The organism is Nitrosopumilus zosterae (assembly GCF_025998175.1).
GTDB classification, from domain to species: Archaea; Thermoproteota; Nitrososphaeria; order Nitrososphaerales; family Nitrosopumilaceae; genus Nitrosopumilus; species Nitrosopumilus zosterae.
This window is the reverse complement of the sequence record NZ_AP026695.1, coordinates 961,457-983,020: the sequence shown is the minus strand read 5'-3', so window position 1 is coordinate 983,020 and position 21,564 is coordinate 961,457. Positions and strand designations below refer to the sequence as shown.

General features: G+C 34.8%; 34 protein-coding genes. 18 read left to right on the top strand and 16 right to left on the bottom strand.

The window, feature by feature from the left end; genetic code table 11:
* The first annotated feature begins 7 nt into the window (after positions 1 to 7).
* Positions 8 to 259 carry a hypothetical protein gene (locus tag OO712_RS05960; protein ID WP_109875946.1) on the top strand — a complete coding sequence of 84 codons (252 nt, stop codon included), beginning with the start codon at positions 8 to 10 and terminating at the stop codon, positions 257 to 259.
* On the opposite strand, the gene OO712_RS05955 is transcribed toward OO712_RS05960, so the two are convergent.
* The 3 genes from OO712_RS05955 to OO712_RS05945 all read right to left on the bottom strand — a co-directional run bounded on the left by OO712_RS05955 (position 252) and on the right by OO712_RS05945 (position 3,109).
* Positions 252 to 1,076, bottom strand: coding sequence for a hypothetical protein (locus OO712_RS05955; RefSeq protein ID WP_109875945.1), 825 nt, complete (start codon positions 1,074 to 1,076; stop codon positions 252 to 254). The two genes, OO712_RS05960 and OO712_RS05955, sit on opposite strands and share 8 nt — an antisense overlap.
* The gene (locus OO712_RS05950) at positions 1,069 to 1,200 is read right to left on the bottom strand and encodes a hypothetical protein (protein ID WP_263970043.1); all 132 of its coding nucleotides are present in this window, start codon (positions 1,198 to 1,200) and stop codon (positions 1,069 to 1,071) included. Before OO712_RS05950 ends, OO712_RS05955 begins: the two co-directional genes overlap by 8 nt.
* 94 nt (positions 1,201 to 1,294) lie before the next feature.
* Positions 1,295 to 3,109 carry a CBS domain-containing protein gene (locus OO712_RS05945; protein ID WP_109875944.1) on the bottom strand — a complete coding sequence of 605 codons (1,815 nt, stop codon included), beginning with the start codon at positions 3,107 to 3,109 and terminating at the stop codon, positions 1,295 to 1,297.
* A 147-nt stretch (positions 3,110 to 3,256) separates the two neighbouring features.
* Here OO712_RS05945 and OO712_RS05940 point away from each other — a divergent pair, with 147 nt between their 5' ends.
* Positions 3,257 to 3,682, top strand: a complete 426-nt coding sequence (locus OO712_RS05940; RefSeq protein ID WP_109875943.1) for a bifunctional nuclease family protein — start codon at positions 3,257 to 3,259, stop codon at positions 3,680 to 3,682.
* 56 nt (positions 3,683 to 3,738) lie between these two features.
* On the top strand, positions 3,739 to 3,954 hold the full coding sequence (locus OO712_RS05935; protein WP_109875942.1) for a hypothetical protein: 216 nt from the start codon (positions 3,739 to 3,741) through the stop codon (positions 3,952 to 3,954).
* 3 nt (positions 3,955 to 3,957) lie between these two features.
* On the opposite strand, the gene OO712_RS05930 is transcribed toward OO712_RS05935, so the two are convergent.
* Positions 3,958 to 4,161, bottom strand: coding sequence for a hypothetical protein (locus OO712_RS05930; protein WP_109875941.1), 204 nt, complete (start codon positions 4,159 to 4,161; stop codon positions 3,958 to 3,960).
* Positions 4,162 to 4,369: 208 nt separating this feature from the next.
* On the opposite strand from OO712_RS05930, the gene OO712_RS05925 reads away from it, so the two are divergent.
* A complete protein-coding gene (locus tag OO712_RS05925) occupies positions 4,370 to 4,618 on the top strand; it encodes a hypothetical protein (RefSeq protein ID WP_109875940.1) in 249 nt (82 codons plus the stop codon).
* Here OO712_RS05925 and OO712_RS05920 read toward each other — a convergent pair.
* Together OO712_RS05920 and OO712_RS05915 are read right to left on the bottom strand one after the other, a co-directional pair.
* The gene (locus OO712_RS05920) at positions 4,615 to 4,875 is read right to left on the bottom strand and encodes a hypothetical protein (RefSeq protein ID WP_109875939.1); all 261 of its coding nucleotides are present in this window, start codon (positions 4,873 to 4,875) and stop codon (positions 4,615 to 4,617) included. The two genes, OO712_RS05925 and OO712_RS05920, sit on opposite strands and share 4 nt — an antisense overlap.
* A gap of 621 nt (positions 4,876 to 5,496) precedes the next feature.
* A complete protein-coding gene (locus OO712_RS05915) occupies positions 5,497 to 6,588 on the bottom strand; it encodes a formate--phosphoribosylaminoimidazolecarboxamide ligase family protein (protein WP_109875938.1) in 1,092 nt (363 codons plus the stop codon).
* Between the two features lie 115 nt (positions 6,589 to 6,703).
* On the opposite strand from OO712_RS05915, the gene OO712_RS05910 reads away from it, so the two are divergent.
* The 3 genes from OO712_RS05910 to OO712_RS05900 are packed head-to-tail and all read left to right on the top strand — an operon-like array spanning position 6,704 to position 7,875.
* The gene (locus tag OO712_RS05910; protein WP_264953641.1) at positions 6,704 to 6,826 is read left to right on the top strand and encodes a hypothetical protein; all 123 of its coding nucleotides are present in this window, start codon (positions 6,704 to 6,706) and stop codon (positions 6,824 to 6,826) included.
* A 55-nt stretch (positions 6,827 to 6,881) separates the two neighbouring features.
* On the top strand, positions 6,882 to 7,439 hold the full coding sequence (locus OO712_RS05905; protein ID WP_109876247.1) for a UbiX family flavin prenyltransferase: 558 nt from the start codon (positions 6,882 to 6,884) through the stop codon (positions 7,437 to 7,439).
* Positions 7,440 to 7,446: 7 nt separating this feature from the next.
* Entirely contained in the window at positions 7,447 to 7,875 is a 429-nt protein-coding gene (locus OO712_RS05900; protein WP_109875937.1) for an SRPBCC family protein, read from the top strand.
* Here OO712_RS05900 and OO712_RS05895 read toward each other — a convergent pair.
* The 3 genes from OO712_RS05895 to OO712_RS05885 are packed head-to-tail and all read right to left on the bottom strand — an operon-like array spanning position 7,872 to position 9,395.
* Complete coding sequence (locus tag OO712_RS05895; RefSeq protein ID WP_109875936.1) at positions 7,872 to 8,078, bottom strand: Sec-independent protein translocase subunit TatA/TatB; 207 nt, start codon at positions 8,076 to 8,078, stop codon at positions 7,872 to 7,874. The genes OO712_RS05900 and OO712_RS05895 overlap by 4 nt on opposite strands.
* A 27-nt stretch (positions 8,079 to 8,105) precedes the next feature.
* Positions 8,106 to 8,897: a twin-arginine translocase subunit TatC gene (tatC, locus tag OO712_RS05890; RefSeq protein ID WP_109875935.1), complete on the bottom strand. Its 792-nt coding sequence runs from the start codon at positions 8,895 to 8,897 to the stop codon at positions 8,106 to 8,108.
* Between the two features lie 30 nt (positions 8,898 to 8,927).
* A complete protein-coding gene (locus OO712_RS05885) occupies positions 8,928 to 9,395 on the bottom strand; it encodes a hypothetical protein (protein WP_109875934.1) in 468 nt (155 codons plus the stop codon).
* Between the two features lie 526 nt (positions 9,396 to 9,921).
* On the opposite strand from OO712_RS05885, the gene purS reads away from it, so the two are divergent.
* The 11 genes from purS (at position 9,922) to OO712_RS05830 (ending at position 18,247) form a co-directional block, all read left to right on the top strand.
* Positions 9,922 to 10,182, top strand: coding sequence for a phosphoribosylformylglycinamidine synthase subunit PurS (gene purS, locus OO712_RS05880; RefSeq protein ID WP_109875933.1), 261 nt, complete (start codon positions 9,922 to 9,924; stop codon positions 10,180 to 10,182).
* A gap of 136 nt (positions 10,183 to 10,318) precedes the next feature.
* Positions 10,319 to 10,999: a phosphoribosylformylglycinamidine synthase subunit PurQ gene (purQ, locus tag OO712_RS05875; RefSeq protein ID WP_109875932.1), complete on the top strand. Its 681-nt coding sequence runs from the start codon at positions 10,319 to 10,321 to the stop codon at positions 10,997 to 10,999.
* On the top strand, positions 10,996 to 13,161 hold the full coding sequence (gene purL, locus OO712_RS05870) for a phosphoribosylformylglycinamidine synthase subunit PurL (RefSeq protein ID WP_109875931.1): 2,166 nt from the start codon (positions 10,996 to 10,998) through the stop codon (positions 13,159 to 13,161). Before purQ ends, purL begins: the two co-directional genes overlap by 4 nt.
* Positions 13,154 to 14,587, top strand: a complete 1,434-nt coding sequence (locus OO712_RS05865) for an amidophosphoribosyltransferase (RefSeq protein WP_109875930.1) — start codon at positions 13,154 to 13,156, stop codon at positions 14,585 to 14,587. Before purL ends, OO712_RS05865 begins: the two co-directional genes overlap by 8 nt.
* A 1-nt stretch (position 14,588) precedes the next feature.
* Entirely contained in the window at positions 14,589 to 14,834 is a 246-nt protein-coding gene (locus OO712_RS05860; RefSeq protein ID WP_109875929.1) for an Lrp/AsnC ligand binding domain-containing protein, read from the top strand.
* A gap of 42 nt (positions 14,835 to 14,876) precedes the next feature.
* Positions 14,877 to 15,161, top strand: coding sequence for a DUF427 domain-containing protein (locus tag OO712_RS05855; RefSeq protein WP_109875928.1), 285 nt, complete (start codon positions 14,877 to 14,879; stop codon positions 15,159 to 15,161).
* Positions 15,162 to 15,282: 121 nt separating this feature from the next.
* On the top strand, positions 15,283 to 15,669 hold the full coding sequence (locus tag OO712_RS05850; protein WP_200829016.1) for a hypothetical protein: 387 nt from the start codon (positions 15,283 to 15,285) through the stop codon (positions 15,667 to 15,669).
* A gap of 42 nt (positions 15,670 to 15,711) precedes the next feature.
* Positions 15,712 to 16,536 carry a phosphoribosylaminoimidazolesuccinocarboxamide synthase gene (gene purC / locus OO712_RS05845; RefSeq protein WP_109876245.1) on the top strand — a complete coding sequence of 275 codons (825 nt, stop codon included), beginning with the start codon at positions 15,712 to 15,714 and terminating at the stop codon, positions 16,534 to 16,536.
* A gap of 21 nt (positions 16,537 to 16,557) precedes the next feature.
* Positions 16,558 to 16,860 carry a hypothetical protein gene (locus OO712_RS05840; RefSeq protein ID WP_109875927.1) on the top strand — a complete coding sequence of 101 codons (303 nt, stop codon included), beginning with the start codon at positions 16,558 to 16,560 and terminating at the stop codon, positions 16,858 to 16,860.
* A gap of 329 nt (positions 16,861 to 17,189) precedes the next feature.
* Positions 17,190 to 17,690 carry a winged helix-turn-helix domain-containing protein gene (locus OO712_RS05835; RefSeq protein ID WP_109875926.1) on the top strand — a complete coding sequence of 167 codons (501 nt, stop codon included), beginning with the start codon at positions 17,190 to 17,192 and terminating at the stop codon, positions 17,688 to 17,690.
* 152 nt (positions 17,691 to 17,842) lie between these two features.
* Positions 17,843 to 18,247 (top strand): PPOX class F420-dependent oxidoreductase, encoded by a 405-nt coding sequence (locus OO712_RS05830; protein WP_109876244.1) that lies wholly within the window; start codon positions 17,843 to 17,845, stop codon positions 18,245 to 18,247.
* Between the two features lie 82 nt (positions 18,248 to 18,329).
* Here the strand turns inward: OO712_RS05830 and OO712_RS05825 are convergent, their stop codons facing one another.
* The 7 genes from OO712_RS05825 to OO712_RS05795 all read right to left on the bottom strand — a co-directional run bounded on the left by OO712_RS05825 (position 18,330) and on the right by OO712_RS05795 (position 21,502).
* Positions 18,330 to 18,713, bottom strand: a complete 384-nt coding sequence (locus OO712_RS05825; RefSeq protein WP_109875924.1) for a histone — start codon at positions 18,711 to 18,713, stop codon at positions 18,330 to 18,332.
* Positions 18,714 to 18,805: 92 nt separating this feature from the next.
* On the bottom strand, positions 18,806 to 19,291 hold the full coding sequence (locus OO712_RS05820; RefSeq protein WP_109875923.1) for a DUF4352 domain-containing protein: 486 nt from the start codon (positions 19,289 to 19,291) through the stop codon (positions 18,806 to 18,808).
* Positions 19,292 to 20,107: 816 nt separating this feature from the next.
* A complete protein-coding gene (locus OO712_RS05815) occupies positions 20,108 to 20,230 on the bottom strand; it encodes a hypothetical protein (protein ID WP_263970042.1) in 123 nt (40 codons plus the stop codon).
* Complete coding sequence (locus tag OO712_RS05810) at positions 20,227 to 20,376, bottom strand: hypothetical protein (protein ID WP_200829015.1); 150 nt, start codon at positions 20,374 to 20,376, stop codon at positions 20,227 to 20,229. Before OO712_RS05810 ends, OO712_RS05815 begins: the two co-directional genes overlap by 4 nt.
* A 61-nt stretch (positions 20,377 to 20,437) precedes the next feature.
* Positions 20,438 to 20,887 carry a DUF2299 family protein gene (locus OO712_RS05805; RefSeq protein WP_109875922.1) on the bottom strand — a complete coding sequence of 150 codons (450 nt, stop codon included), beginning with the start codon at positions 20,885 to 20,887 and terminating at the stop codon, positions 20,438 to 20,440.
* A 128-nt stretch (positions 20,888 to 21,015) separates the two neighbouring features.
* The gene (locus OO712_RS05800) at positions 21,016 to 21,243 is read right to left on the bottom strand and encodes a hypothetical protein (protein WP_109875921.1); all 228 of its coding nucleotides are present in this window, start codon (positions 21,241 to 21,243) and stop codon (positions 21,016 to 21,018) included.
* 10 nt (positions 21,244 to 21,253) lie between these two features.
* The gene (locus tag OO712_RS05795; RefSeq protein ID WP_109875920.1) at positions 21,254 to 21,502 is read right to left on the bottom strand and encodes a hypothetical protein; all 249 of its coding nucleotides are present in this window, start codon (positions 21,500 to 21,502) and stop codon (positions 21,254 to 21,256) included.
* Positions 21,503 to 21,564 lie beyond the last annotated feature (62 nt).

Below are 21,564 nucleotides of genomic sequence, written 5' to 3'. Positions count from 1 at the left end.
ACAAGACATGGATAGTTGTGATAGACGAATTCGTGCTTATAAAAATGGAAAAACATTTGATCAGTGTAAAGAAATTGCAGAATCTATGAATCCTGATTTTAAAAAATACATTGAAACAAATGGTCGTGTTTTATGGACTGAAATTTTAGAAAAAGTGGATCATGATGAACTTCTCTACAAACTTACTCTGAAATTTCTAAGGCGTGACGGTTATGATATTGGTAATCACAAGGTCCCTGAAGTCAAAAAATTCATTTAGGATCTATCTTGCAACTTCCATCTGAATTTTGCAATTTTTTTGCCATTACAAATGGAGTTATAATCAATACTGGAATTGAAATTGCAATAAACAATGTCTGCATTTGAGTTAATGCAATGGATAATGCTATCCCGCTAGCTGTTCCAATAAATATTGACAAAAATGTCCCTGCACAAGTTGGACACGCAATAAACAATCCCGTTGCAGCTCCTATCGTACTTGCCCCTCTGCCTTTCTTTGATATTCCATATGCACTTACAGCAATTGCAGCGTTTAATCCGACCAAATAAGACACAATTACCTGTAACACTAAATTTATCGGAATGATCTGCAAACCCACATGTTCAGTCAGGTACACGATTATCTTTGGCATATATCCCGGACCATCACAACATGGCGCAATAAACCCTGATGGAATCGTAGCACCATAATGAATTGCAAAATTAACTTCTGGTTGATAAACAAGAGTTCCTGATGCCAATGAAAAAAACATGCCGTATCCAATAAAGGTGACAACAAAAATTTTGCGTGATTTTGAATTCCATGTTGTTAGAGCGATTATTGTTGAGAGATTTTTTTGATTAGCCATCACTTTTCCTTTGTGATAACGATACAATCCAAAAGCAATGGCCCCAAATGCCGCAACTAACGTAATGTAAAATCCATACGCAATTCTTTGTATTGAATCAATTGCACTGGGAGTAAGAAGTTCCGGATCCTGGTATCTTCCATACAATATGAATAGGGCAATAATTGTTATGAATCCTAATATGATGAGTTTTTTTCCTTTGCTGACACTCTCTAATCGCTCATTCATGTTTATCTCCGATTTCAATGAAATTAAATCCTATCTCATTTGATTTCTCAAGTTTTGCACGTCTTTCATGTATCCTGTTGAGATACTCTGCAATTGCTCTCTGGTTGTTTTTATCTTGAATCATTTGTACTAATTTCTCTGATTTTGAAATTTCACTAGTTTGCTGCTAAGACCTTACAAGAAATAACAAAAACCATTCCATGGAATTTGAAATATTTTTAGATAAGTTTTGGAACGAATATGTAAATTATCGCAATTATTTCCAATCTACCAAATATCATTAAAAAGCCTAACACGATTTTTGTAGCCGGATCTGTGTTGAGATCAATCACTCCTGCTGACAATCCTCCAGTTGTAATTACCCCTACTGCTTCAAAAAATGCATCTTCGTATGAGACTTGTTCTATTTCTGCAAGATGTGCTCCAGCAATGACTGCAATTATTGGAAATAATGCTATGATGATCAAAGTAGATATCATTTCTTTTTTTGTCTCTGCTGTTAATTTTGATCTTTTTACTTTGTTGATAAAATCTAGGAAATGCCTCAATTGTAATAATCTGAAAATTTTAAAACCACCAGCTGTTGAAAATCCACATCCTCCGATGAACATCAAAATTATCAAAATCGTCTGAGCTCCACTCCAAAGTTCTGCAAGACTTTCTTGTTGAAGTCCAGCTGTGGTGCTTGCTGAGACAGTAATGAATGCACTTTCCATGGGGTCTAAACCACTAATTGAAATGAATAAGATTATTGCACTTCCCAAAATTGCAAAATATGTTAGAACCTCTTTTCCGAGTTTTGGGGACAAGAATTTTTTTCTGACAAATGCATAGTGGAATGTAAATGGTAATGCGCCTAGTATCATTGCGCCCATGAGAATAATCTGCTCTTGCCACAATAAATTACCGAGAATTGTGGATGTGGGTAAGAATCCTCCTGTTGCAAGTGTGCTCATTGCCAATGAGAAATTATCTATAATGTTTCCCTCGCCAAAGAGATACAGCAATGTTGCAACAATTACGATATAAATCGAAAAAATAACTGTGATTGTAAGGAATAGTTCTTTCATGTGTAGCGTTCTACCTGAAATAAAACCACGCATTGATTGCAGTTTTGACTCTGGATAAAATGCCGTGATCACTAGGTAAATGAAACTCATCCCTCCTACAAGTTGAGTATAACTTCGGAAAAACGTAAAACTTTCATTCAATTTCTCTGGTTCGTGAAATAAAGATATTCCTCCGGTTGTAAATCCTGCAGCACTTGAAAAGAACGCATTTGAAAATGCTTCTATGCTGGTCTCGTCACTGGGCAGTACATACAGATATGGAACTGTGCCAAACAAAGTCAGTAAAAACAGACTGGAAAACACCAATATTGATGCCTGTTGAAGATTAAGACTTGCTTTTTCCCCATATGAATTCAAAAAGAATCCCGTTACAAGTAAAAGAACTGTGGTTAGGTAAATCCCTGTAGCAATCACCGTATCTTCCAAAACCGTGGCAAGAATGGCAGGTACAAGTAACAACACTCCTGCAAACTGTAACACAAACCCGAGATTTCCCAATATTGCTTTTACAGGCGGACTCAGCAGACGAGCTGGTGTGGCTGTAGCATCTCGAATCACATTGGCAATAGTTGTCTGAAAGATCATGCCGAGTATCTCATTTTTATTTGATAAAACTGGTAATTTTCTAATTCCGTTATCTCTCATTTTATGTAATGCTTCTTGTAATGTTGCTTTTTCATTAATTGTGATTAGGGGTGTTGTCATGATGTCTTTTAATGTAGTAGATTCTGCGTACACTGTAACATCGCTCACTTTTCTTAGGATGTCTTCATCTGTTACAATTCCTACCGGAATATTGTTTTCATCCGTAACAACTATGTCATCTGTTTCATAATGGTGCAACATTCTAGTTGCTTCTCTAGTGGGAGTGTTCTTATTCAATATGAGCACATCACTATCCATGTATTTTCTGACGTACCTACTTAGAACATATGATATTGCACGTTCAGGATTTTCCGACATAAAGCTACCATTGTTGGGGATTTTAAATAATTTGGGGTCATGCTCAATCCTTGATCGTCAAAAAATAATTCACAAAATAACATGGTAATCTTTGATCCGAAAAATTTGCTATCTTTATAAGCTCTGAACAAGTAGTTTATGCGTAATATGGAAATTGATCAAGCACAAGAGCCTGATTATGAATCTGTGAAAATTGATTATGTTGGGTTTGTTGATCCCTATGCTGTTGAAGGCATGGTTGTTCTAAAATCTGATACTGGAAAAGAATTCCATATGAGGGCTTTTTCTGGTGAGGTCGCTAGGCATATCTCCAGTTTTAACGATCCTGAAGGTGAATCTGCACCATCCATCTACAAGATGATTGAGGAGATTTGTGAGGAGAATGAGCTGATTCTAGTTAAGGTGAAAATCTATGAGAGTGGAGAAGTTTTACGTGCAAATTTGTATTTTACAGGAAAAAAAGATCTTGTATTGCGAAATTATAGAGCGTCCGACGCAATGGCATTAGGTGCATTTTACAAAATTCCTATTCTCGTTAGGAAAAATCTTCTAAAAGAAAGCATGGAAGCATAGATCCTGTATTTTTTTAAATTAGAATGGTTTTTCTCGTAGCGGAATTATAGAATTTTATGAATGAACAAGAGCAGTTGATGGATAATTTGCTAAATGTTGATCTTGAGATCATAGATGTTGTCAGGGAACTTCATCAAGGAAATTGGGATTCTCAATCATTAAAACATCAGGTTGGTGATTTACTTAAAATTCGTGATGAAATGGTGCAGAAATTAATGTCTGCAAAAGGTGATCATCATCAATGTGATTGCGATCATGATCATTCTCATTAATGATTAATTTTCTTCATCAAAAAAATCATCTGGAAACATTTTCTTTATTTTCAATAATTCTGATTGATAATTTTGAATTTTTAAATTGATTTCCTTTGCCTCTTTTTCTTGGGCCTTTTCTTTGATATTTTCTAATGCTTTGATTTGCTTTGATAATGTCTTATACATTATGGAGTATTCTGGAAATTTTTCTGGAAGTTTGCCCATTGCCTAAGATAAGGATCTCCTCTTAATACTGGTTATGAAATCCTGATATTTTTTTAAATTGCTTCATAATTCGGCAAACTCATCATCTATCAGTTATAGCTTAGTTTGTTGGTTAATCATCAGCATTCTTTCTTGTAATTTCTATGGTATATTATTATCCCATCTAAAAAATCATAACCTTTTTGATGTGATTCAATGATGTAATGTTATGGTAAATTTTGAAAAAATCTATCAAAGAGTAGCATTACAAGTGGTTCAAAGATGCCATGGGGCAATCAAAATCACTAAACATGGAAAAATCATTCAAGTTTATGATGTCAAGCGTCATATCTGGAGTCATGGTCTGGCAGGATTAATCATCAAGGAAGAATGCAGAAATGCTGATCTAAAAGAGTGGGAATTCGCAAATGTTCGAAATTATGTAATCCAAGAATTGCTTGGAAAATCAAAAACTTAGTAGCTTACTTTTCTAATTAAATGGGGTTCTTTTAGCATTATGATGTCGTCCCTGGTTGATGATAGTTCTACTTTTCTTGGATGCTGATTAGTTATTACTATTAGCGCCTCACATCTGGAGCATAAGATGGTTTTGCCATTGGTTCTCTCTTCTCTCACAACATCTTTTTCCAACTTGTCTTCTTTTTCACAAGTTGGACATAATCTTGGCTCTTTTAGAATTAGGATTATTTCTTTAATGAAAATTGTTTTCCCCATTGTTGTTTAATCAATAAATGGAAACAAAAGAGTTTGTATTGTTAATTGGCCTCAGCAATTCAATTTTGAATGTCAAACCGCTTTAATCATTCAAAATTAGAACGAATGGTATTCAACATATTTCCAATCTAACCAATTAACAAAAATGCATGGTGTTCACTGAAAATATGTTTTTGTAATTTTTTAGGCATTTTTTAAAAATCCTCTGTTGCCCTGAATCAATCAAATAATGTGATTTTTTTGAATTCTCTTTCTTCTTTTTTGTATGTGAATAAATTTACTCATGCAAATTCAGCAAACTATGATTTTTATGCTTAGATAATATTTACAATATTTCATTAATTTTATTCAAAAAAATCATACTAAATGTTAAATAGTTATATGTCTTATACTAATTGATGTCGTTAGTTATAAAATCTGGCGATTAGATTGCGCTGCCCCGCAGAACAAAAAAGGCAATCAGACGTTTAGACGTTTGACCACGAGAGGGAATCTCTCAGAGTTCTGCAGTTAGGGGTTTGCGCCTTTAATTTTTCTTTTATTCAGACACGCTCTTCAATTTCACAAAAAATCTTTGCAGAACATCAAAAATATTTTCAACTGGAAATGTCGGAATTGGACTTATGTGACAATCTCGTCAAGACGTCCCTCTTCTTGAGCTCGCTTTATTTCCATAGCAATTCTTCTACCGACCCCAAATGTTTGTCCATATTGGTATTTTGTATATGGGGTAGTAGTTGCAACTATTGGATTTCCAGGAACTCGCAAAGACACATCGTACACAATTAATTCTAAATCTTTTGTAATTACACTTTGAAGTGAAAACGGACCGATGATTCCTGGCGCATATTCTCTTTTGACTGCTGCTACAAATTTGTCTCCCATTTTAATGACTTTTTCTAGTAATGATTCTCTAATGCTGGCAGGGGTGTGTCCTACTTCAATATTTTGCAAATCCACATTGATATCTAATTGTTGTTTTGCAGGGAGGGCATTGTAATCATGAATGTTGGTTTGTAATCTTCGCTCAATTCCGATAAAATCAACTTGATTTGATATTGGTGTGTGAAAGAAATTGAAATTCATGTATGTGCCAATTGCTAATTCCTCAATACTTGATTTTGCTAGATCTTTTCTTGAGATTACCCCTTGCTTGATTTTTGCTTCTGATTTTTCAACAAAATCTTTGTATGATGAAACTGTAAAGAATGCTCTTTCTAGAGGTCTATTTTTTTCCTGAACTTTTACGATACATGGTTTGTTAATTTTTTTAGGATCTTTGAATAATTTGGGATATTTTATTCTGGCTTTTTCTAACAAGTAATATTGGCCCTTTTTTGCTGTTCTCTCTTCTGCTTGGAATAATTTTCTATTTCCAAAAATTGGAACTTTGAATGAATTTTCAATTGTCTTGTATCCAAGATAAACGGTAAGTGATCTATGCGGAACAATAATTGTATTTGAATCCCTTAACATTTTTTGATATTTCGCAGAAGCCATATCCTTGAATTTATCTAAAATAATTATCTCGTCTGCAATTCTTCTAAATCTTTGATAGGGTTCCTCCCTGCCTTTCTGGCAGAAAACTGTGGTCTGGAAATTTTCGTCTTTTGCCCCGTCCATTACTTCTAATGCTGAATGACTTCCTAGTACTCCTATTTTGATGTCTGAATATTCGTTTACTATCTTTTTTATTTCAGAACTCTTAATCACACTATGCCTATAAGAGAGGAGGTAATATAGCTAATTTTCAAGATCGAATGAGATCACAAGATTTTTCCCAAACTTATTGTTTGTTTTAGATATGCTATACCAATTTGAACTCCAAATGGCAGGGGTGATTTTGCTTACTGCAATGGCCGTAGGTGGAATTTCGTTGTGGCTTAAACGAAGAAAACTCAACAAAGAACTGCAAGACTCTACAGAAGCCGATAACACTCAAAATTTCTAGTGCTGAACACTTTACTATCTAATACATAAAATACTGTACTTTGATAGATATCTTGTTGAAATTAGTTATAGGAATCACTGGCAGTACTGGTGTAATCTATGGTATACGAATGCTGGAAACTCTCAAGAAATTAAACATTGAAACACATCTGATTATGTCTGAATGGGCTCAGAAATGCATTTCGATGGAAACTGATTATTCACTTGAATATGTAACATCGTTGGCAACAAGCATTTCGGATGAAAAAAATATGGCATCAAGTGTTTCAAGTGGAACACATAGAATTGATGGTATGATTGTCGCACCATGTAGTATGAAGACTTTGGCAGCTATTGCAAATGGGTATGACGATACATTAATTGCACGAGCTGCTGGTGTGACAATAAAAGAATCCCGAAAATTAATTTTAATGGTGAGAGAGACTCCATTGTCTGCAATCCATTTGGAAAATATGTTAAAGCTTTCTAGAATAGGAGTTGTAATATTGCCCCCCGTAACAGAATTTTATACAAAACCCAAATCCATTGACGATATTGTAAATCATGGCGTGGGAAAATGTCTGGACCAATTTGATGTAGAGCACGATTTATACCCTCGTTGGGGAACTTTTTAAATTACATTTGTCAGAGTTTACTTTAGAAAGAATTGTCAATGCAAAACGCGAAGTTGTCTTTGAGATTTTATCTAATTATGAAAATTATCAAAAATTAATGCCTCAACATTTTCCTTCAATTAGGGTTCGCTCAATTCGTGGGAATGTTGCAGTAGTTGAGGAGCATTTGAATCTTGGAGGAGAAGAAATGGTGATAATGTCAAAACATGTTTCTCAAGAACCTGCCTTACATGAGATTTTTGTAATAGGTGGTGATGCTAAGGGCAGTCACATAAAACAACAATTTATTGAACATGAGGAAGGAACTAAAATATTCATCAATGTAAATTTGAAATTAAAAGGCAAAATGAAGATTGGCCAACTTTTTGGAAACAAAAAATACGAAAGTAGTTATTCTAAAATTATTGACGATTTTCTAAGAACTGCTGAAACCTAGTCTGATTTTGTTTCTTTATCTTTAAAGTCTTTGAGTTCTTTTTCTCCTTCGATTTTCCCTTTCTCAAACTCCCCTTTAGCTTTACCGAAGGTTTTTGCAAGTTCTGGGATTTTCTTTGCACCGAAAATGAATACCACTGCAATAATGATGATAAAGATCCATTCCTGTCCAGCTATGAAATTGGCTAATCCCATTCCTAACATGTTATTGCTATTTGATCAAATTTGGATTTAAGTGTTCAACTTTTTGCGTTCTTTGCGCTCAATTACTATCATGCCTATTAGATAAAGCGCAATCATTGGACCTGCAATGAACCACATTGTTACCCCACTTCCATCAGGAGTGATGACTGCACCAAATATCGTTATGATCACAATTGCATATCTGATATTCTTTCTCCAAAAATCTGAATCTACCATACCTGATACTGAAATTGCATACATTACTAGTGGTAACTGAAAAGAAAATCCAAACGCAAGTAAAAACTGTAAAACAAATGTAACGAATTCTATAACATTAAGAAAAGTTACAAGTCCTGCAGATTCTCCATATCGATATAAAAAATCTAAGATGTATGGGATGACCAAATTGTAAGAAAACACACAACCTGTAATGAATAGGCCTAATGCTGGAATGGTGATGTTTCTGCTTACATGAATCTCATTTTCTTTTAATGCTGGTTTGATAAAACCTACTAACTCTTTCACAATCACTGGCATCCCTACAACTATTCCTGCTAGTGCCGCAATGTACACTTGAGCAAAGAAAGCCTGTCCAGGTGCAGTTTGAATTAGTCTAACGTCTTCTGGAACGAGATTTGTTTTCATATGGTTGGTGATTTGTGCTGCAATGTTGTTTAGCGGATCTGGAGAAGGATAGTACATTGTAATTCCAGATATCTGAATTGGTTCTGCATGAAAAGTTAAGATGAATGCAGTAATGATTCCTATTACTAGAACAATCCTGAGAAGTCTTTTTCTTAACTCTTCTAAGTGCTGATTAATTCCATCCAATTCCGACATCGGATATCTTTGTGTTTTAAACTATATCAATCAAGTGGGGATTGGTAACAATTTTGCTTCTGGGAGGCCAGCTTCTTTTAGTTTTTCAGCAGTAATTCCTTCAAATTCTAAAGAAATTATTGCCTTTGTATTAAACTTCGATTCCATCTCCTTTGCCAATTCTGAAATGTCTTTAGCCGAGAAGATTTCTTTTGAATCTTTGAGGAATATTCTGTCTCCTTTTTCCATTTCTTTACCGTTAAATTTTCCTTGAAGGAAATTAGTGATTGATGGAATCTCTTTTCTGTCAATATTGTTGTGATAGTAACAAATCCCTCTTACTGATTCGTAATCATATGCAGTACCATGTCTGTACATGAAAACACCTATGAATTTGGCCTCGTCATCAGGTTCTCTAACGCATTTTATTTCCCAATTAAGCAAGTTATTTTCATCATAAGCATATCCTCCTAATTCCTCAGGAGTAATCTTCCAATATCTCATTCTTCCTTTTGCCATTATGTGATTCTCTAAAATCATCATCTATAAATTCCAATATATGCAATGTGTGCAAAAAATGACTTTTTTTATAAGTGATCAGAACCATATCTGAATAATTGAATTGTGAATGTTTGATCTATTTTCAAACATTAAAAAGAAATCATACTATGGAAAATCCTTTCTTGGGCAAATCCAATAATCTTAGTTTTTGTATGTGTTTATGCAACGGCAAATAGAATCCTGTTTCTTTCATGGTTATCTCTGCATCATTTTGGATGAAAATGGAATTTTTGCAAAAGATACTTGATGTAATCCCAGTAAAGACAAGATGGAAAGAGGGTTAATTGTAATTAATGACTTGTTTTCCAGAGATTCTTTTGAATGGGACGTACATTAAAAAATCTAAAGTAACCGATCCTGGGCTGGTCATATCTGCAACAATACAAGTCCTCAGAATCGGATACCTGGCTAATATCACAAAATAAGTATAAAAACACAAATTTTTTCGGAAGATAGATTAACCTCATTTTCGATTTTTAAATTAATGCCTATTTTTGATGTTCACGTAACCATTGAAAATAAACCTGGCATGAGTGATCCTGAAGGCGATACCATTCTAAATGATCTGGTGCTAAAAGGAACTCACAAATCAGTTTCAAAAATCAAAACTGCAAAAATGTTAAAGTTCACCATTAAAGAAAAAGATAAGAAATCTGCCCAATCGAAAGTACAAGAAATTTGTGATGAATTACGAATTTACAATCCTATGGTGAGTAAAGTGACAATAGATGTCTTTGAAGCCTGATATTTTCAAAATTATGTGATTATTGCATTTTTTGCATGTTATCTTTGATTTGACTGATAGCGATCAGGGATTTCATTCGCATAAAACTTTTCTCAGACTCGATTCAAATTAAATATCTCTGAATCTAAAAACAAATGTGAAAGTTGGGGTTGTAGTTTTTCCAGGTAGTAACTGTGATCGTGATATGTATCATGTCCTAACAGATGTCTTTAATCTTGATGCTCAATACTTTTGGCATGAAAAACCCCTTCCCAAAAATATTGATGCAGTAATTCTTCCAGGGGGATTTTCTTATGGTGATCGACTTCGTGCAGGAGTAATCGCTGCTCATAGTCCAATTATAAAAGATGTCAAAAAATTGGCTGAGAAAGGGATCCCGATATTAGGCGTCTGTAATGGATTTCAAATTTTAGTGGAATCTGGATTGTTGCCAGGAGTTTTACTGAAAAATAAATCTCTTAATTTTATGTGTGAATGGACAAGTCTTATCGTAGAAAACAATACCACTCCATTTACGAATCAGTTTAAACTCCATCAAAAAATTCCAATTCCAATAGCAAATGGCGAAGGACGGTATTATGCAGACGACGATGTACTAAAACAATTAAAGAAAAAAAATCAAATTGTATTTAGATATAGTGATGTTGTAAATGGCTCTACAGATAGAATTGCAGGAGTGTGCAATGAAGACGAAAATGTTGTTGGGATGATGCCTCATCCAGAAAGAGCTGTTGAGCCAGAAATTAATCCAATTGATAACAAACCGTCTTCATTAATTTTTGAATCATTATTGGTAAAGATGGGTGTTAATAATTGAGTTTAGAATCCCATGAACTATCTGAATTAAAATCTAAAATTGGCAGGAATCCTACATCTACAGAACTTCAGATTGTGTCTGCAGAATGGTCTGAGCACTGTTCTTACAAATCATCAAAAAAGCATCTCAAAATGTTGCCCATGGCTGGACCATTAGTAATTAATGAAAAAGGATATGATTCCGGTGTTTTAGATGTTGGCGGCGGTTATGTAGTAACTGCACATATTGAAAGTCATAATCACCCTTCTGCTGTTGAACCTTTTGGTGGAGCCGCAACCGGTGTTGGTGGAGTAATACGAGATATTTTGTCTGCTGGAACAAGACCTATTGCAATTTTTGATGGATTGCGATTTGGAAATATTGAGAAAGATCAACAGGCCAGATGGCTTTTCAAAAATGCCGTTAGTGGTGTTGCAGCTTATGGCAATTGTTTGGGGATTCCAACAATTGGCGGTGAAGTTGAATTTGACGAATGTTATCAAAATTATGCACTAGTTGATGTTGCTGCGATTGGATTTGGTAAAAAAGAGAATTTGATTAAAAATCATGCGAAAAAAGGTGATCTTGTAGTCTTGTTGGGCGGTTCTACCGGTAGAGACGGAATAGGCGGCTCTCAATTTGCTTCTGATTCATTAGAATCTGAAGATCGTTCCGCAGTACAAATTCCAGATCCTTTCATTGAAAAGTTGATCATTGAGGCAGTTTTGGAGGCTAGAAATGAGAAATTAATTCACGCCATGAAAGATCTTGGCGGTGGTGGGTTATCTTGTGCAGTTTCAGAAACTGCCGATGCGCTAGATATTGGAATTGAGATGGATGTTGGAAAAGTCCACCTCCGGGAATCTGACATGCATCCAGATGAAATCATGGTTTCTGAATCTCAAGAACGAATGCTAATTGTTACTGATAAAATTAAATTAAAAAAACTAGAATCTATTTGCAAAAAATTTCACATTGAATGTTCCGTAATTGGACATGTTACAACGGATAGTCAAATGCGTGTGAAGAAAGGTACAAAGATACTGGCAAATCTTCCCACCGATGTTGTCGCAAATGCAACATTATTGGATTTGCCATCAAAATACCCAGAATATCTTAAAACAATTGAGACTGAAAAGAAATTCAAATCAATATCTGATTATTCTAAAACTCTGATGCAATTGCTTGCATCCCCTAACATTGCAAGTAAGATTTGGGTTTATGGACAATATGATCATGAAGTTGGAATAAGAACTGTTGTAAAACCGGGCAGTGACGCATCTGTTTTAAGGTTAGATAATGGAAAATTTCTTTCTGCAAAGATTGATGGAAATCCAAAACATTGTTACATTAACCCAAGAGAAGGTGCAATAGGCTGTTTTGAAGAGGCATGCAGAAATGTTGTTTGCACTGGCGCAAAACCAATTGGAATGCTTGACCATCTTCAATTTGGAAACCCAAAAGATCCTGAAATATTTTGGACTTTTCTGGAATCTCTAAAAGGATTGACTGATTTTGCTAAATATTTTGAAATTCCCTGCGTTGGCGGAAAAGTTAGCCTCTACAACGAAACTCCTGCTGGACCGATAAAGCCTACTCCAGTAATTGGTGTTTTAGGATTAATTGACAAAAAACCACTGGCACCTCAAAAAATTTCTGAAAATGACTGTCTTGTAATAATTGGGGACACTAAAGACGAAATGGGCGGTTCTGAATATTTTGAATACATCCACAAATTTGTTGGCGGAAAATGCCCTGTGGTGGATTTCTCAGAATCAAAGAAAAACATGACTGCAGTATTGGATGTAATAGGTGCCCAAATCCTAAAGTCTGCTCATGACTGCTCCAAAGGGGGGCTTGCAGTAGCTGTGTCAGAATTATGTATGCAAAACATGATTGGCTGTAAAATATCTCTGGAAAAGATTCCAGGGGATAAACTTGATGTTGACAGAACTCTATTTTCTGAAAGCCATTCCAGATATCTCTTAACTTTTGAAAAGAAAAATCTAAAAAAACTAGAAATTCTATTAAAAAAGAACAAAATCTCTTTCGGAATTATTGGGTACTTTGGAGGAGACAAAATTCAGTTTGTAAGTGGAACAAATTCTATCATTGATCTAAGAGTTGATAAAGCACAAAAAACTTGGTTAAATTCGTTAAGGGATTTGGTGCTTCATGGTTAAAGAAAATTGTGGCGTTGTTGGAATTTTCAGTCTTAGTGGAACTAATGTTGTCCCAATGGTCATTGATGCACTAAGGGCACTTCAACACAGAGGACAAGAAGCATGGGGCTTGGCAATTCCGAACAAACCTCCGCTTAAACGACTTGGATTGGTTTCTGGCTCTTCCTCTGAATTCAAAAAAATAACTGAAGAATATTCTTCTCCGGCAGTGATAGGCCATGTTCGCTATTCTACAATGGGACGAAGCTCGTTGGAAAATGCCCAACCTCTTAAAGTAAAAGATCTTTGTATTGCGCATAATGGAACCATCGCAAATGTACAAGAGTTATCAAATCTAGTAGGTGGATGTTCATTTACCCCTCAGAACGCAAGTGACACTCTTGTTGCAGCCCAGAGACTAGTTACATTAATCTCTGAGAACGGTCAAATGGGAAAAGCGCTTTCAATTCTTAAAAATGAGATGGTTGGTTCTTATTGTTTTACATTTATCTCTGATGATAATTCAGTTTATGCCGCACGTGATCCAAAAGGTTTCCGCCCAATGGTTCTGGGATACAAAGAATCTGATGATACATACATTGTTGCATCAGAGTCTTCCGCTGTATCTGCAGTTGGAGCAAAACTTCAACGAAATGTAAATCCTGGTGAATTAATAAAATTAAGCAAAAATGGTTTGGAAACTGAACGCTTCTCTGATGATCTTACAAGAGCACACTGTTCTTTTGAATTTACTTACTTTGCACATCCATCCAGCAATATGGAAGGAACTAACATCTATGTTGCAAGAAAAAATATTGGCAGATTTTTGGCAAAAAAATTCCCAATAAATGATGCCGATTTAGTAATTCCGGTACCTGATTCTGCAAGACCTGCTGCATTAGGGTATGCTCAAGAACTTGGTGTTTCCTTTGATGAGGGCCTTCTAAAAGACAGATATAGCAAGAAAGGCCCATTGCGCAGTTTTATCGAACCTCATCAATCAGACCGAATAGAAATTAACCGATGGATTATTCCAATTAAGGAAATTATTGAAGGCAAACATGTAGTTGTTATTGATGACAGTTTAGTTAGAGGTACAAGTTCCAAGGCAATCATCAAAGCATTACGTAGAGCAGGTGCTAGAAAAATCAGTATGGTGATAACATACCCTCCAATTAAATTTCCGTGTTATGCCGGAATTGATTTTCCATCACGAGAAGAACTCGCAACATTTTCTGATGGCAAAGAAATGAGTGAGATTGAGATTACTGAAATGGTTAGACAAAGTATAGGTGCTGACTTTTTGGGGTACAATGATGCAGAAAACCTTGCAGCAGCTGTAGGCATTCCAAAAGACTCTATGTGTTTTACATGCTCATCTGGAAATTACGAGTCACTTGGAATAACTCCTGAATTCCGAAGTAGAGAAGAAATGAAGGGTGAATAAGTTGGAAACAGCTTTGGTTTTAGTAAAAAGTGAAATTAGTCATGAAATGGATGTTATGCGTCAACTTTTAAAAATTGATCAAGTCAAAGAGGCAAAGGGCACTTTTGGCCTTTATGATATTTTTGTAAAAATTGAGGCAAACTCTTCACTGGAAATTGCAGATATCATTACAAAACAAATTAGAAAAATCACGCATGTGATATCCACTACAACGTTATCTGTAATACCTGAGCAAAATAAAAAATAATCTTGGAAATTTCTTTAAATATTGTATTTTTGAGTTGATATCATGCAAGCAATATGGAATGATGTAGTAATTGCTGAAAGTGATAATACGGTAGTTGTTGAAGGAAATCATTATTTTCCATTTGACTCTATAAAAAAAGAATATTTCCAAAAGACTGATCTTACGACATTCTGTGGTTGGAAAGGTATGGCGAATTATTACTCAGTTACCGTAAATGGAAAAACTAACAAAGATTGTGCCTGGTATTATGAGCAACCAAATGATGCTGCCATGAAGATCAAGGGAATGGTGGCGTTTTGGAATGGTGTTAAAGTGGTTAATTCCTAACTGATGCTTGTTTAAAAAATACCATTTCAGAATTAAATTGTACTGAAAGCATATGGTTATCGTTTGGATTAATTCACTATTTCTGGTTAGTCTTAATTATTAGAAAAACAATCCATTATTCGTGAAACAGTATACTGTGATTATTGCAGTAGGTATTGGCGGCATTGGAATAATGATGCTAATCTTTGGTATGGATATTTTAAAATTGTCTGTCTCCACCCAAGATTATGATATCTTTGTTGATCCTATTTTAGACAAACAAAGCATGTTTGTAATGGGGCGCGTAACTATACAAAATACTGGATATTTGCCGCTTACAAACGTTCATGTGAATTTTGGAGCTGGTGATACTTTGGAACTAGGAACAATAAATGTTGGTGAAAAAATCATCGTTTCACCACCATCAGACAATCCGATGGAATTCGTTATGATATCTGCAGATAATGATATTTTCGTAAACAAAGTGTATCGTGAAATGCCTAAAATGGTTGGAATGATGGGTTCTTAATTTTCCTAGCAGTTAAATTCAATAAAAATAATGTCTTATTGTTTGAAGTTTCTTACACGCGGCAAAGTAAAGGATCTATATGACGTCGATGAAAATACTCTACTTTTCAAGTTCTCAGATAGAGTTTCAGCGTTTGATGTCAAGTTCAAACAGGATATTCCTCGTAAAGGGGAAGTTTTGTGCAAGTTTGCAGAATTTTGGTTTAACGAATTGTCCGTACCAAACCATTTTGTTCGAAGAGAATCAGATACTGAAATTGTTGTAAAAAAAATGAAGATGTTGCCTATAGAATGCGTGGTTAGAGGTTATTTTTATGGCAGTCTTGTAAGTAGATGGAAGCAAGGCGAGGTTTCTGTTCCAGAAGGAACCGACACAACACTTGCTGCAAAGCTGCCTGAACCAATTTTTGATCCTACCACAAAGTCTGAACATGATGTTCCTATCAACAAATCAAAAGCACTGGATATGAACTTGGTAACTGAGGAACAATATGGGTGGTTAGAGCAAGCTTCGATTGCCATTTACAAAAAAATGGCTGCAATTGCAAATAATGCCGGTTTTATTTTGGCTGATTTGAAACTAGAATTTGGAATTTTAGACGGAAAAATTACCTTGGGTGATTCTATTGGTCCAGACGAGTATAGACTATGGCCAAAAGATTCCTATGAAGTAGGAAAAATCCAAGAAGCATATGACAAACAACTGTTACGGGATTGGTTAACCGCTAATGGTTATCAGAAAAAATTTGATGATGAGCGTGATGCTGGACGAGAACCTATTCCCCCTGAAATTCCAGATGAAATCATTCAAAAAATGACTCAGAGATATGTTCTTGCATATGAAAAGATAACTGGAAATACTCTTTAACCTTCAAAGAATTGATGGATTATGGGAATTGAAGACAAAAAAGAAATCGAAACATTGATGAACATTGTGATTAACCAAATCCCATCTTACACAAACATGATAAATTCTGAACATTGGGATGTAAATTTAGATGATTGTATTCTTGGAATGGTTTATCATTCTTTTGTTGCAAAGTCTACTGACTATCTAAATAACAAACGAACTGATAATAAACAAGAAACTAATGCAGAGTCTACTTTTGAAATGATGAATTTGATATCTGAAGTGTTCAATGATAGATTGGCAGATATTAAACAAGAGATAATCTCATCATTAAATTCCTAGTATACGCATAGTACCTTTCTTTCAACTCGAATTGTGTTTTTGATTATTTGCAAAATGCTGTCATCATCGCCATTTTCTGACTTATTTTCCTAGATTTCTCATTTTTCAACATTTTTTGAAAATTTTTAGACCGTTACAATAATTGTCATACTGATATCTTATTCATTGTAGTGGTATCAAAATATTGTAATACATTACAATATTTCTTGTAACGGTAATGATTGACTTGATAGCGGTCCAATATTTTTTAAAGTAAACAAAAATTGATGCGATTAGACAAAAAAATATGATACAAGGATCTTTTAGATCAGATTTGAAGGGTTTTTTGTATGTCTACGTTGTTAGAAAAGCAAATCAAAGTTAATCGTATTGTTACGACAAGTATTGAACATGCACGTGCAATTGAAGACCCTGCACGGGCAAAAATTATGGAAATTCTGTACCATCAGGCATTATCTGCAGATCAAATTTCAACAGCTCTGAAAAAGACTGGATACAAAAAAGCATTGACTACAGTGCGTCATCACTTAGAAATTCTAAAGGAATCGGGACTAGTTGAAATTGTTCGAATTGAGGAATCTCGTGGTGCTATTACAAAATATTATAGCACATCGACAAAATTGTTAGATTTTCAAACTCCTGTGGATTTTGATTCTACGTATTCAAAGGTAATACACAACACTTCTACAAAAATTGAAAAAATTCTAAAAGGATTGACCCCAAAAACTGCATCAAAAGGAAAAAAATCTGAAGACTATTCTCAATATTTGGTGATGGAAATCATGAATAGGGCGATGACTAATGTTCTTGAAAAATCTAACAAAAAATAAAATGCATTCGAAAATTGTTGTGAATAAATCGTCAAATGCGATCATTTACTCATCTGATTTTTCTATGTATTTGCAAGAAAAAACCACAAAAAAAGCAAAAAAATTGAAAATGTTTGCTAAGGCAATCGATCCTCTTTGGTATGTGAAAAATGATTGATGCAAAAGCAGTAAAGTTGTTTTCACAAAAAAATCTTGTTTTCATTGCGACTGTTATGAAAGATGGTTCCCCACAGGTATCTCCTGTCTGGGCAAATTATGAAGATGGATATATTTTGGTGAACACTGCAGAGGGAAGAATAAAACACAAAAATGTTTTACGTGATCCTAGGGTTGCGGTTTCTGTTGTATCTAGAGACAATCCTCTTGACATGACAACAATTCGCGGAACAGTTGAGGATTTGATTCCCGATTATGAATACAAACATGCTGATAAACTCACACAACAATACATGGAACGTGAACACTATCCCTTCAAACGTGACAATGAAAAAAGAATCATACTGAAAATAAAACCAATCAAAGTTTTTGTCTTGCCTGAACTAAAGATCAACGAGTAATGATTTCAAATGTTTCTAAATTCGAGTTTAGAAATATACTAAATCCAATATGTAAAATAAGAAAAAAGATAGTATAGACAGCTTAACGTCGACGTTTAGCTGCCTTTCTCTTTGGAGCGGCTCTGCGTTTTGCTGCTGCCTTTCTCTTTGGAGCTGCTTTTTTAGCTGCAGTACGTCTCTTTGGAGCGGCTCTGCGTTTTGCTGCTGCCTTTCTCTTTGGAGCTGCTTTTTTAGCTGCAGTTCTTCTCTTAGGCGCTGCCTTTCTCTTTGGAGCGGCTCTGCGTTTTGCTGCTGCCTTTCTCTTTGGAGCTGCCTTGCCAGCGTTCTTCCTTCGAGTTGCTGCTGCCTTTCTCTTACGAGCTGCGGCTGCTTTTAGTGCTTCTGCGGCTGCTTTAGCTGCATTTCTCTTTCGAGTTCTTGCTGCTTTTTTAGCTGCTTCTGCTCTTTTGGCTTTGGATATTGCCATAACTTTTTGCGAAAATCATGTGTGTTATATGGTAAAAGTCATACATTACAACATAAACTATAGAAAAATTTGACACATTTTTTGTTTTACGATCAACAATTTCTTATGCAAACAACAGCTGTATCAACTGTTGATTGATCTTTTTGTGGCCGAATAATTATTTTGTATTTTTTTTCTTCATCAAATGGAATATCAAACTGCGTTGTTCTCTCAATCGATTTGTTTGGCTCTAATGATTCTAGGAATAGGTCTTTAGAAGAAAACTCTCCGAATACTGCCTCATGTTTTTGATCTTTTTCATCAACAATGTAAAATTGTCCTCCTGAAAGGATTGTTTTTTCATCACTGGTGTTTTTGGCTGTAATTCCAATTTTTACAAATGTATTTTCTGGCATCATTTCTTTACTTCCTTCATGAGTTCCTTCAAATGTTATGGCGTATTCCACCGGACCTACCATGATTGGCTTTCCTGCAACTGCCTCGATGTAATTTGTTGTATATTGTATATACATGTAATTTGCAACAACCATTGAAGCTATGATGGCGCCGATCACAATAATTACGCCCATTCCTGCCATGAAATAACTCTGATTATTTTGTTATATAGTTGAAACGCATCAATAATGGCAAAAACATATCCTGCATCCCCCCTCTTTTTCAGCCAAATTTTTGTTAAAATCGCACATTTATCGTCTTGAGATTTAATGAATATTCATGGTTTTTGAATGTGTAATTACTTGAATTCTTGGTCATGATTGCCTGATTTGGATGCTTTTTTGATCAAAATTTAGAGGGTTTAGCTTTTACGCACGACAATAAAACTTGGGGTATGATTAGATGGGAGAGCTTGGTGGTTTGATGATTGCATCTCATATCCAGGCACGAGTGTTAAACCCCCCCTTAAAACTAGTAATTTTGAAAAAATCATCTTGTGACTAAATGCACCGTTTTTCAAGGGGGGTTTAACGCCTAGGCTTGATTTTGATAAATTCTGTTATTTTAGACTATTTTTAGAAATCTGTGTTGCTCAATCAAATATTTGAAAAAAAGAATTATGATAATTCTCTAAACTCATCAAAGATTATCTGTGGATACAAATGCGTTATTAATTGCTGATTCATCAACTGTAATTCTATTTTTCTCATTCTTGTTCAAAATTTGATTTTATGGTGTGTATGCATTTTGTACACACATTTTATGTGTGATAGGGGGGTTTATCCCCCAAAAGAGATGCGTCCATCTACACTTCAAATTGTTTCAATTCTTTTTGAACTGTTTTCACAATGAAATGTATGGCTAATGCAATCCCGATTACTTTGAAAAAATTACTCATGGTGGCTGACCTTCTGTTTTTTCATATGCTTCTAGAATTTCTCCTATGATTTTTAATATGCTCAATTTTGAATAACCTCCAATCTTGATGTTGCATTTTCTAGTCTGAGTCTATTGACGTTGATGCTGACATTGATCTCATAATTCTTTGCGGTGTGTTTGAATAATATGTTGAAAATACTCATTTTACAACCACCATTATTGTTGCAATTGCTGTCAAAATGAATACTTTATTCTTTGAAGCCTTGAATTTCAAAATCTGGTTTTCTAAAAAATTTCCTTTTGAACTCTGTCTTTTTGTATTTTTTTCTGGAAAAATTGTTGTTTTCATATCGTATATTGGTGAATTTTAGATATAAGACCCGCGTAGAACTGATAAATCATCTATTTTTTTAAAATGTTTTCAACAAAAATCTCGACGTCTTTTCATGTTTTTCTGATACACTGTCTATTGCATCAAAAACTGTCTGTTGGTTGATGTTTTCTTTATCGTCTAGAACAACATAAACTCCGATTTTTTGTTTGCCATCTTCTGTAATGATTTTATTAATAGCCTGAATTGAATGGCAAAAATCTGTCACTTTTTTTTCAAAGTTCTCTTTTTCTTGTGCATTAAATCCCAAATAACGTGCAATCTGGTTGTTTTTCATTACAACTTTGGCTCCAATTACCAGAATTCCTGGCTGGCCTTTTGGTTCAAATATTTCAACAGGAATGTCTGCTTGACCTGCGTGCTTTGCTAAAATTTGGAAAGAATTTTCTGCACTCTTTATTTCTTCAAAAGACAGTCCTTCATGTATCAACCATCTTTCGACATTATCGCGTAACCTGGATGCACTCATGTTAAAACAACTTGAACTAGTTCTATATGATTCTAAATTCAATAGTTTGTAGTGTAAATTAATGATATTTCTAATTTCGAGTTTAGAAACATTCAAAATTACTGTCTGGAAAACAATGTTTTTTGTGGTTATACATTAACATTGAATCCTGACTCTATGCCTGGAATTGATGCTGCTATCAACATATTGAATATTATCCCTATCCCCATCAAAACAAGACCTAGATACAAACAATTCTTGGCTTTACGTGGATCATCATTACGTAAAACAAAATAAGCGATTATCCCTCCAATTATTCCTAAAAACACTGGCAACAAAAACCATGCATTGCTTCTTGGCTTTTCAGAATATGTCATACTTTTCTAATTATTTTGTACCTATTGATTTTTTCTGTAGCTGTGTAATCTCTATTTCTACTGTTTCTAGCGGATCTTCCACCTGATTTCGTCTTATGGAAAACATTTTGGGCTTTTCAAAGTCGTCGGTGCAATCAGGGCATGCATATACTAAGACTCTATGTTCATTTGGTGCTTTAGGATTTGATAATCTTGGATAATACACCAACCTTGCCCCACAATCTACACAATATCTGTTGGCCCTTCTAATCCTGACCAATGTAAACCTCCTGCATTATTCTTGATATGCGATCATCTATTAGATCTATGTTGTCTAATAGT

Excerpts from the sequence above, each read along its gene's own strand:
- OO712_RS05960 (WP_109875946.1), top strand. The coding sequence starts at position 8 with ATGGATAGTTGTGATAGACGAATTCGTGCTTATAAAAATGGAAAAACA.
- OO712_RS05955 (WP_109875945.1), bottom strand. The coding sequence starts at position 1,076 with ATGAATGAGCGATTAGAGAGTGTCAGCAAAGGAAAAAAACTCATCATA.
- OO712_RS05950 (WP_263970043.1), bottom strand. The coding sequence starts at position 1,200 with ATGATTCAAGATAAAAACAACCAGAGAGCAATTGCAGAGTATCTCAAC.
- OO712_RS05945 (WP_109875944.1), bottom strand. The coding sequence starts at position 3,109 with ATGTCGGAAAATCCTGAACGTGCAATATCATATGTTCTAAGTAGGTAC.
- OO712_RS05940 (WP_109875943.1), top strand. The coding sequence starts at position 3,257 with ATGGAAATTGATCAAGCACAAGAGCCTGATTATGAATCTGTGAAAATT.
- OO712_RS05935 (WP_109875942.1), top strand. The coding sequence starts at position 3,739 with ATGAATGAACAAGAGCAGTTGATGGATAATTTGCTAAATGTTGATCTT.
- OO712_RS05930 (WP_109875941.1), bottom strand. The coding sequence starts at position 4,161 with ATGGGCAAACTTCCAGAAAAATTTCCAGAATACTCCATAATGTATAAG.
- OO712_RS05925 (WP_109875940.1), top strand. The coding sequence starts at position 4,370 with ATGGTAAATTTTGAAAAAATCTATCAAAGAGTAGCATTACAAGTGGTT.
- OO712_RS05920 (WP_109875939.1), bottom strand. The coding sequence starts at position 4,875 with ATGGGGAAAACAATTTTCATTAAAGAAATAATCCTAATTCTAAAAGAG.
- OO712_RS05910 (WP_264953641.1), top strand. The coding sequence starts at position 6,704 with ATGGCAGGGGTGATTTTGCTTACTGCAATGGCCGTAGGTGGAATTTCG.
- OO712_RS05895 (WP_109875936.1), bottom strand. The coding sequence starts at position 8,078 with ATGTTAGGAATGGGATTAGCCAATTTCATAGCTGGACAGGAATGGATC.
- tatC (WP_109875935.1), bottom strand. The coding sequence starts at position 8,897 with ATGTCGGAATTGGATGGAATTAATCAGCACTTAGAAGAGTTAAGAAAA.
- OO712_RS05885 (WP_109875934.1), bottom strand. The coding sequence starts at position 9,395 with ATGGCAAAAGGAAGAATGAGATATTGGAAGATTACTCCTGAGGAATTA.
- purS (WP_109875933.1), top strand. The coding sequence starts at position 9,922 with ATGCCTATTTTTGATGTTCACGTAACCATTGAAAATAAACCTGGCATG.
- OO712_RS05865 (WP_109875930.1), top strand. The coding sequence starts at position 13,154 with ATGGTTAAAGAAAATTGTGGCGTTGTTGGAATTTTCAGTCTTAGTGGA.
- OO712_RS05855 (WP_109875928.1), top strand. The coding sequence starts at position 14,877 with ATGCAAGCAATATGGAATGATGTAGTAATTGCTGAAAGTGATAATACG.
- OO712_RS05840 (WP_109875927.1), top strand. The coding sequence starts at position 16,558 with ATGGGAATTGAAGACAAAAAAGAAATCGAAACATTGATGAACATTGTG.
- OO712_RS05835 (WP_109875926.1), top strand. The coding sequence starts at position 17,190 with ATGTCTACGTTGTTAGAAAAGCAAATCAAAGTTAATCGTATTGTTACG.
- OO712_RS05825 (WP_109875924.1), bottom strand. The coding sequence starts at position 18,713 with ATGGCAATATCCAAAGCCAAAAGAGCAGAAGCAGCTAAAAAAGCAGCA.
- OO712_RS05820 (WP_109875923.1), bottom strand. The coding sequence starts at position 19,291 with ATGGCAGGAATGGGCGTAATTATTGTGATCGGCGCCATCATAGCTTCA.
- OO712_RS05815 (WP_263970042.1), bottom strand. The coding sequence starts at position 20,230 with ATGAGTATTTTCAACATATTATTCAAACACACCGCAAAGAATTATGAG.
- OO712_RS05810 (WP_200829015.1), bottom strand. The coding sequence starts at position 20,376 with ATGAAAACAACAATTTTTCCAGAAAAAAATACAAAAAGACAGAGTTCA.
- OO712_RS05805 (WP_109875922.1), bottom strand. The coding sequence starts at position 20,887 with ATGAGTGCATCCAGGTTACGCGATAATGTCGAAAGATGGTTGATACAT.
- OO712_RS05800 (WP_109875921.1), bottom strand. The coding sequence starts at position 21,243 with ATGACATATTCTGAAAAGCCAAGAAGCAATGCATGGTTTTTGTTGCCA.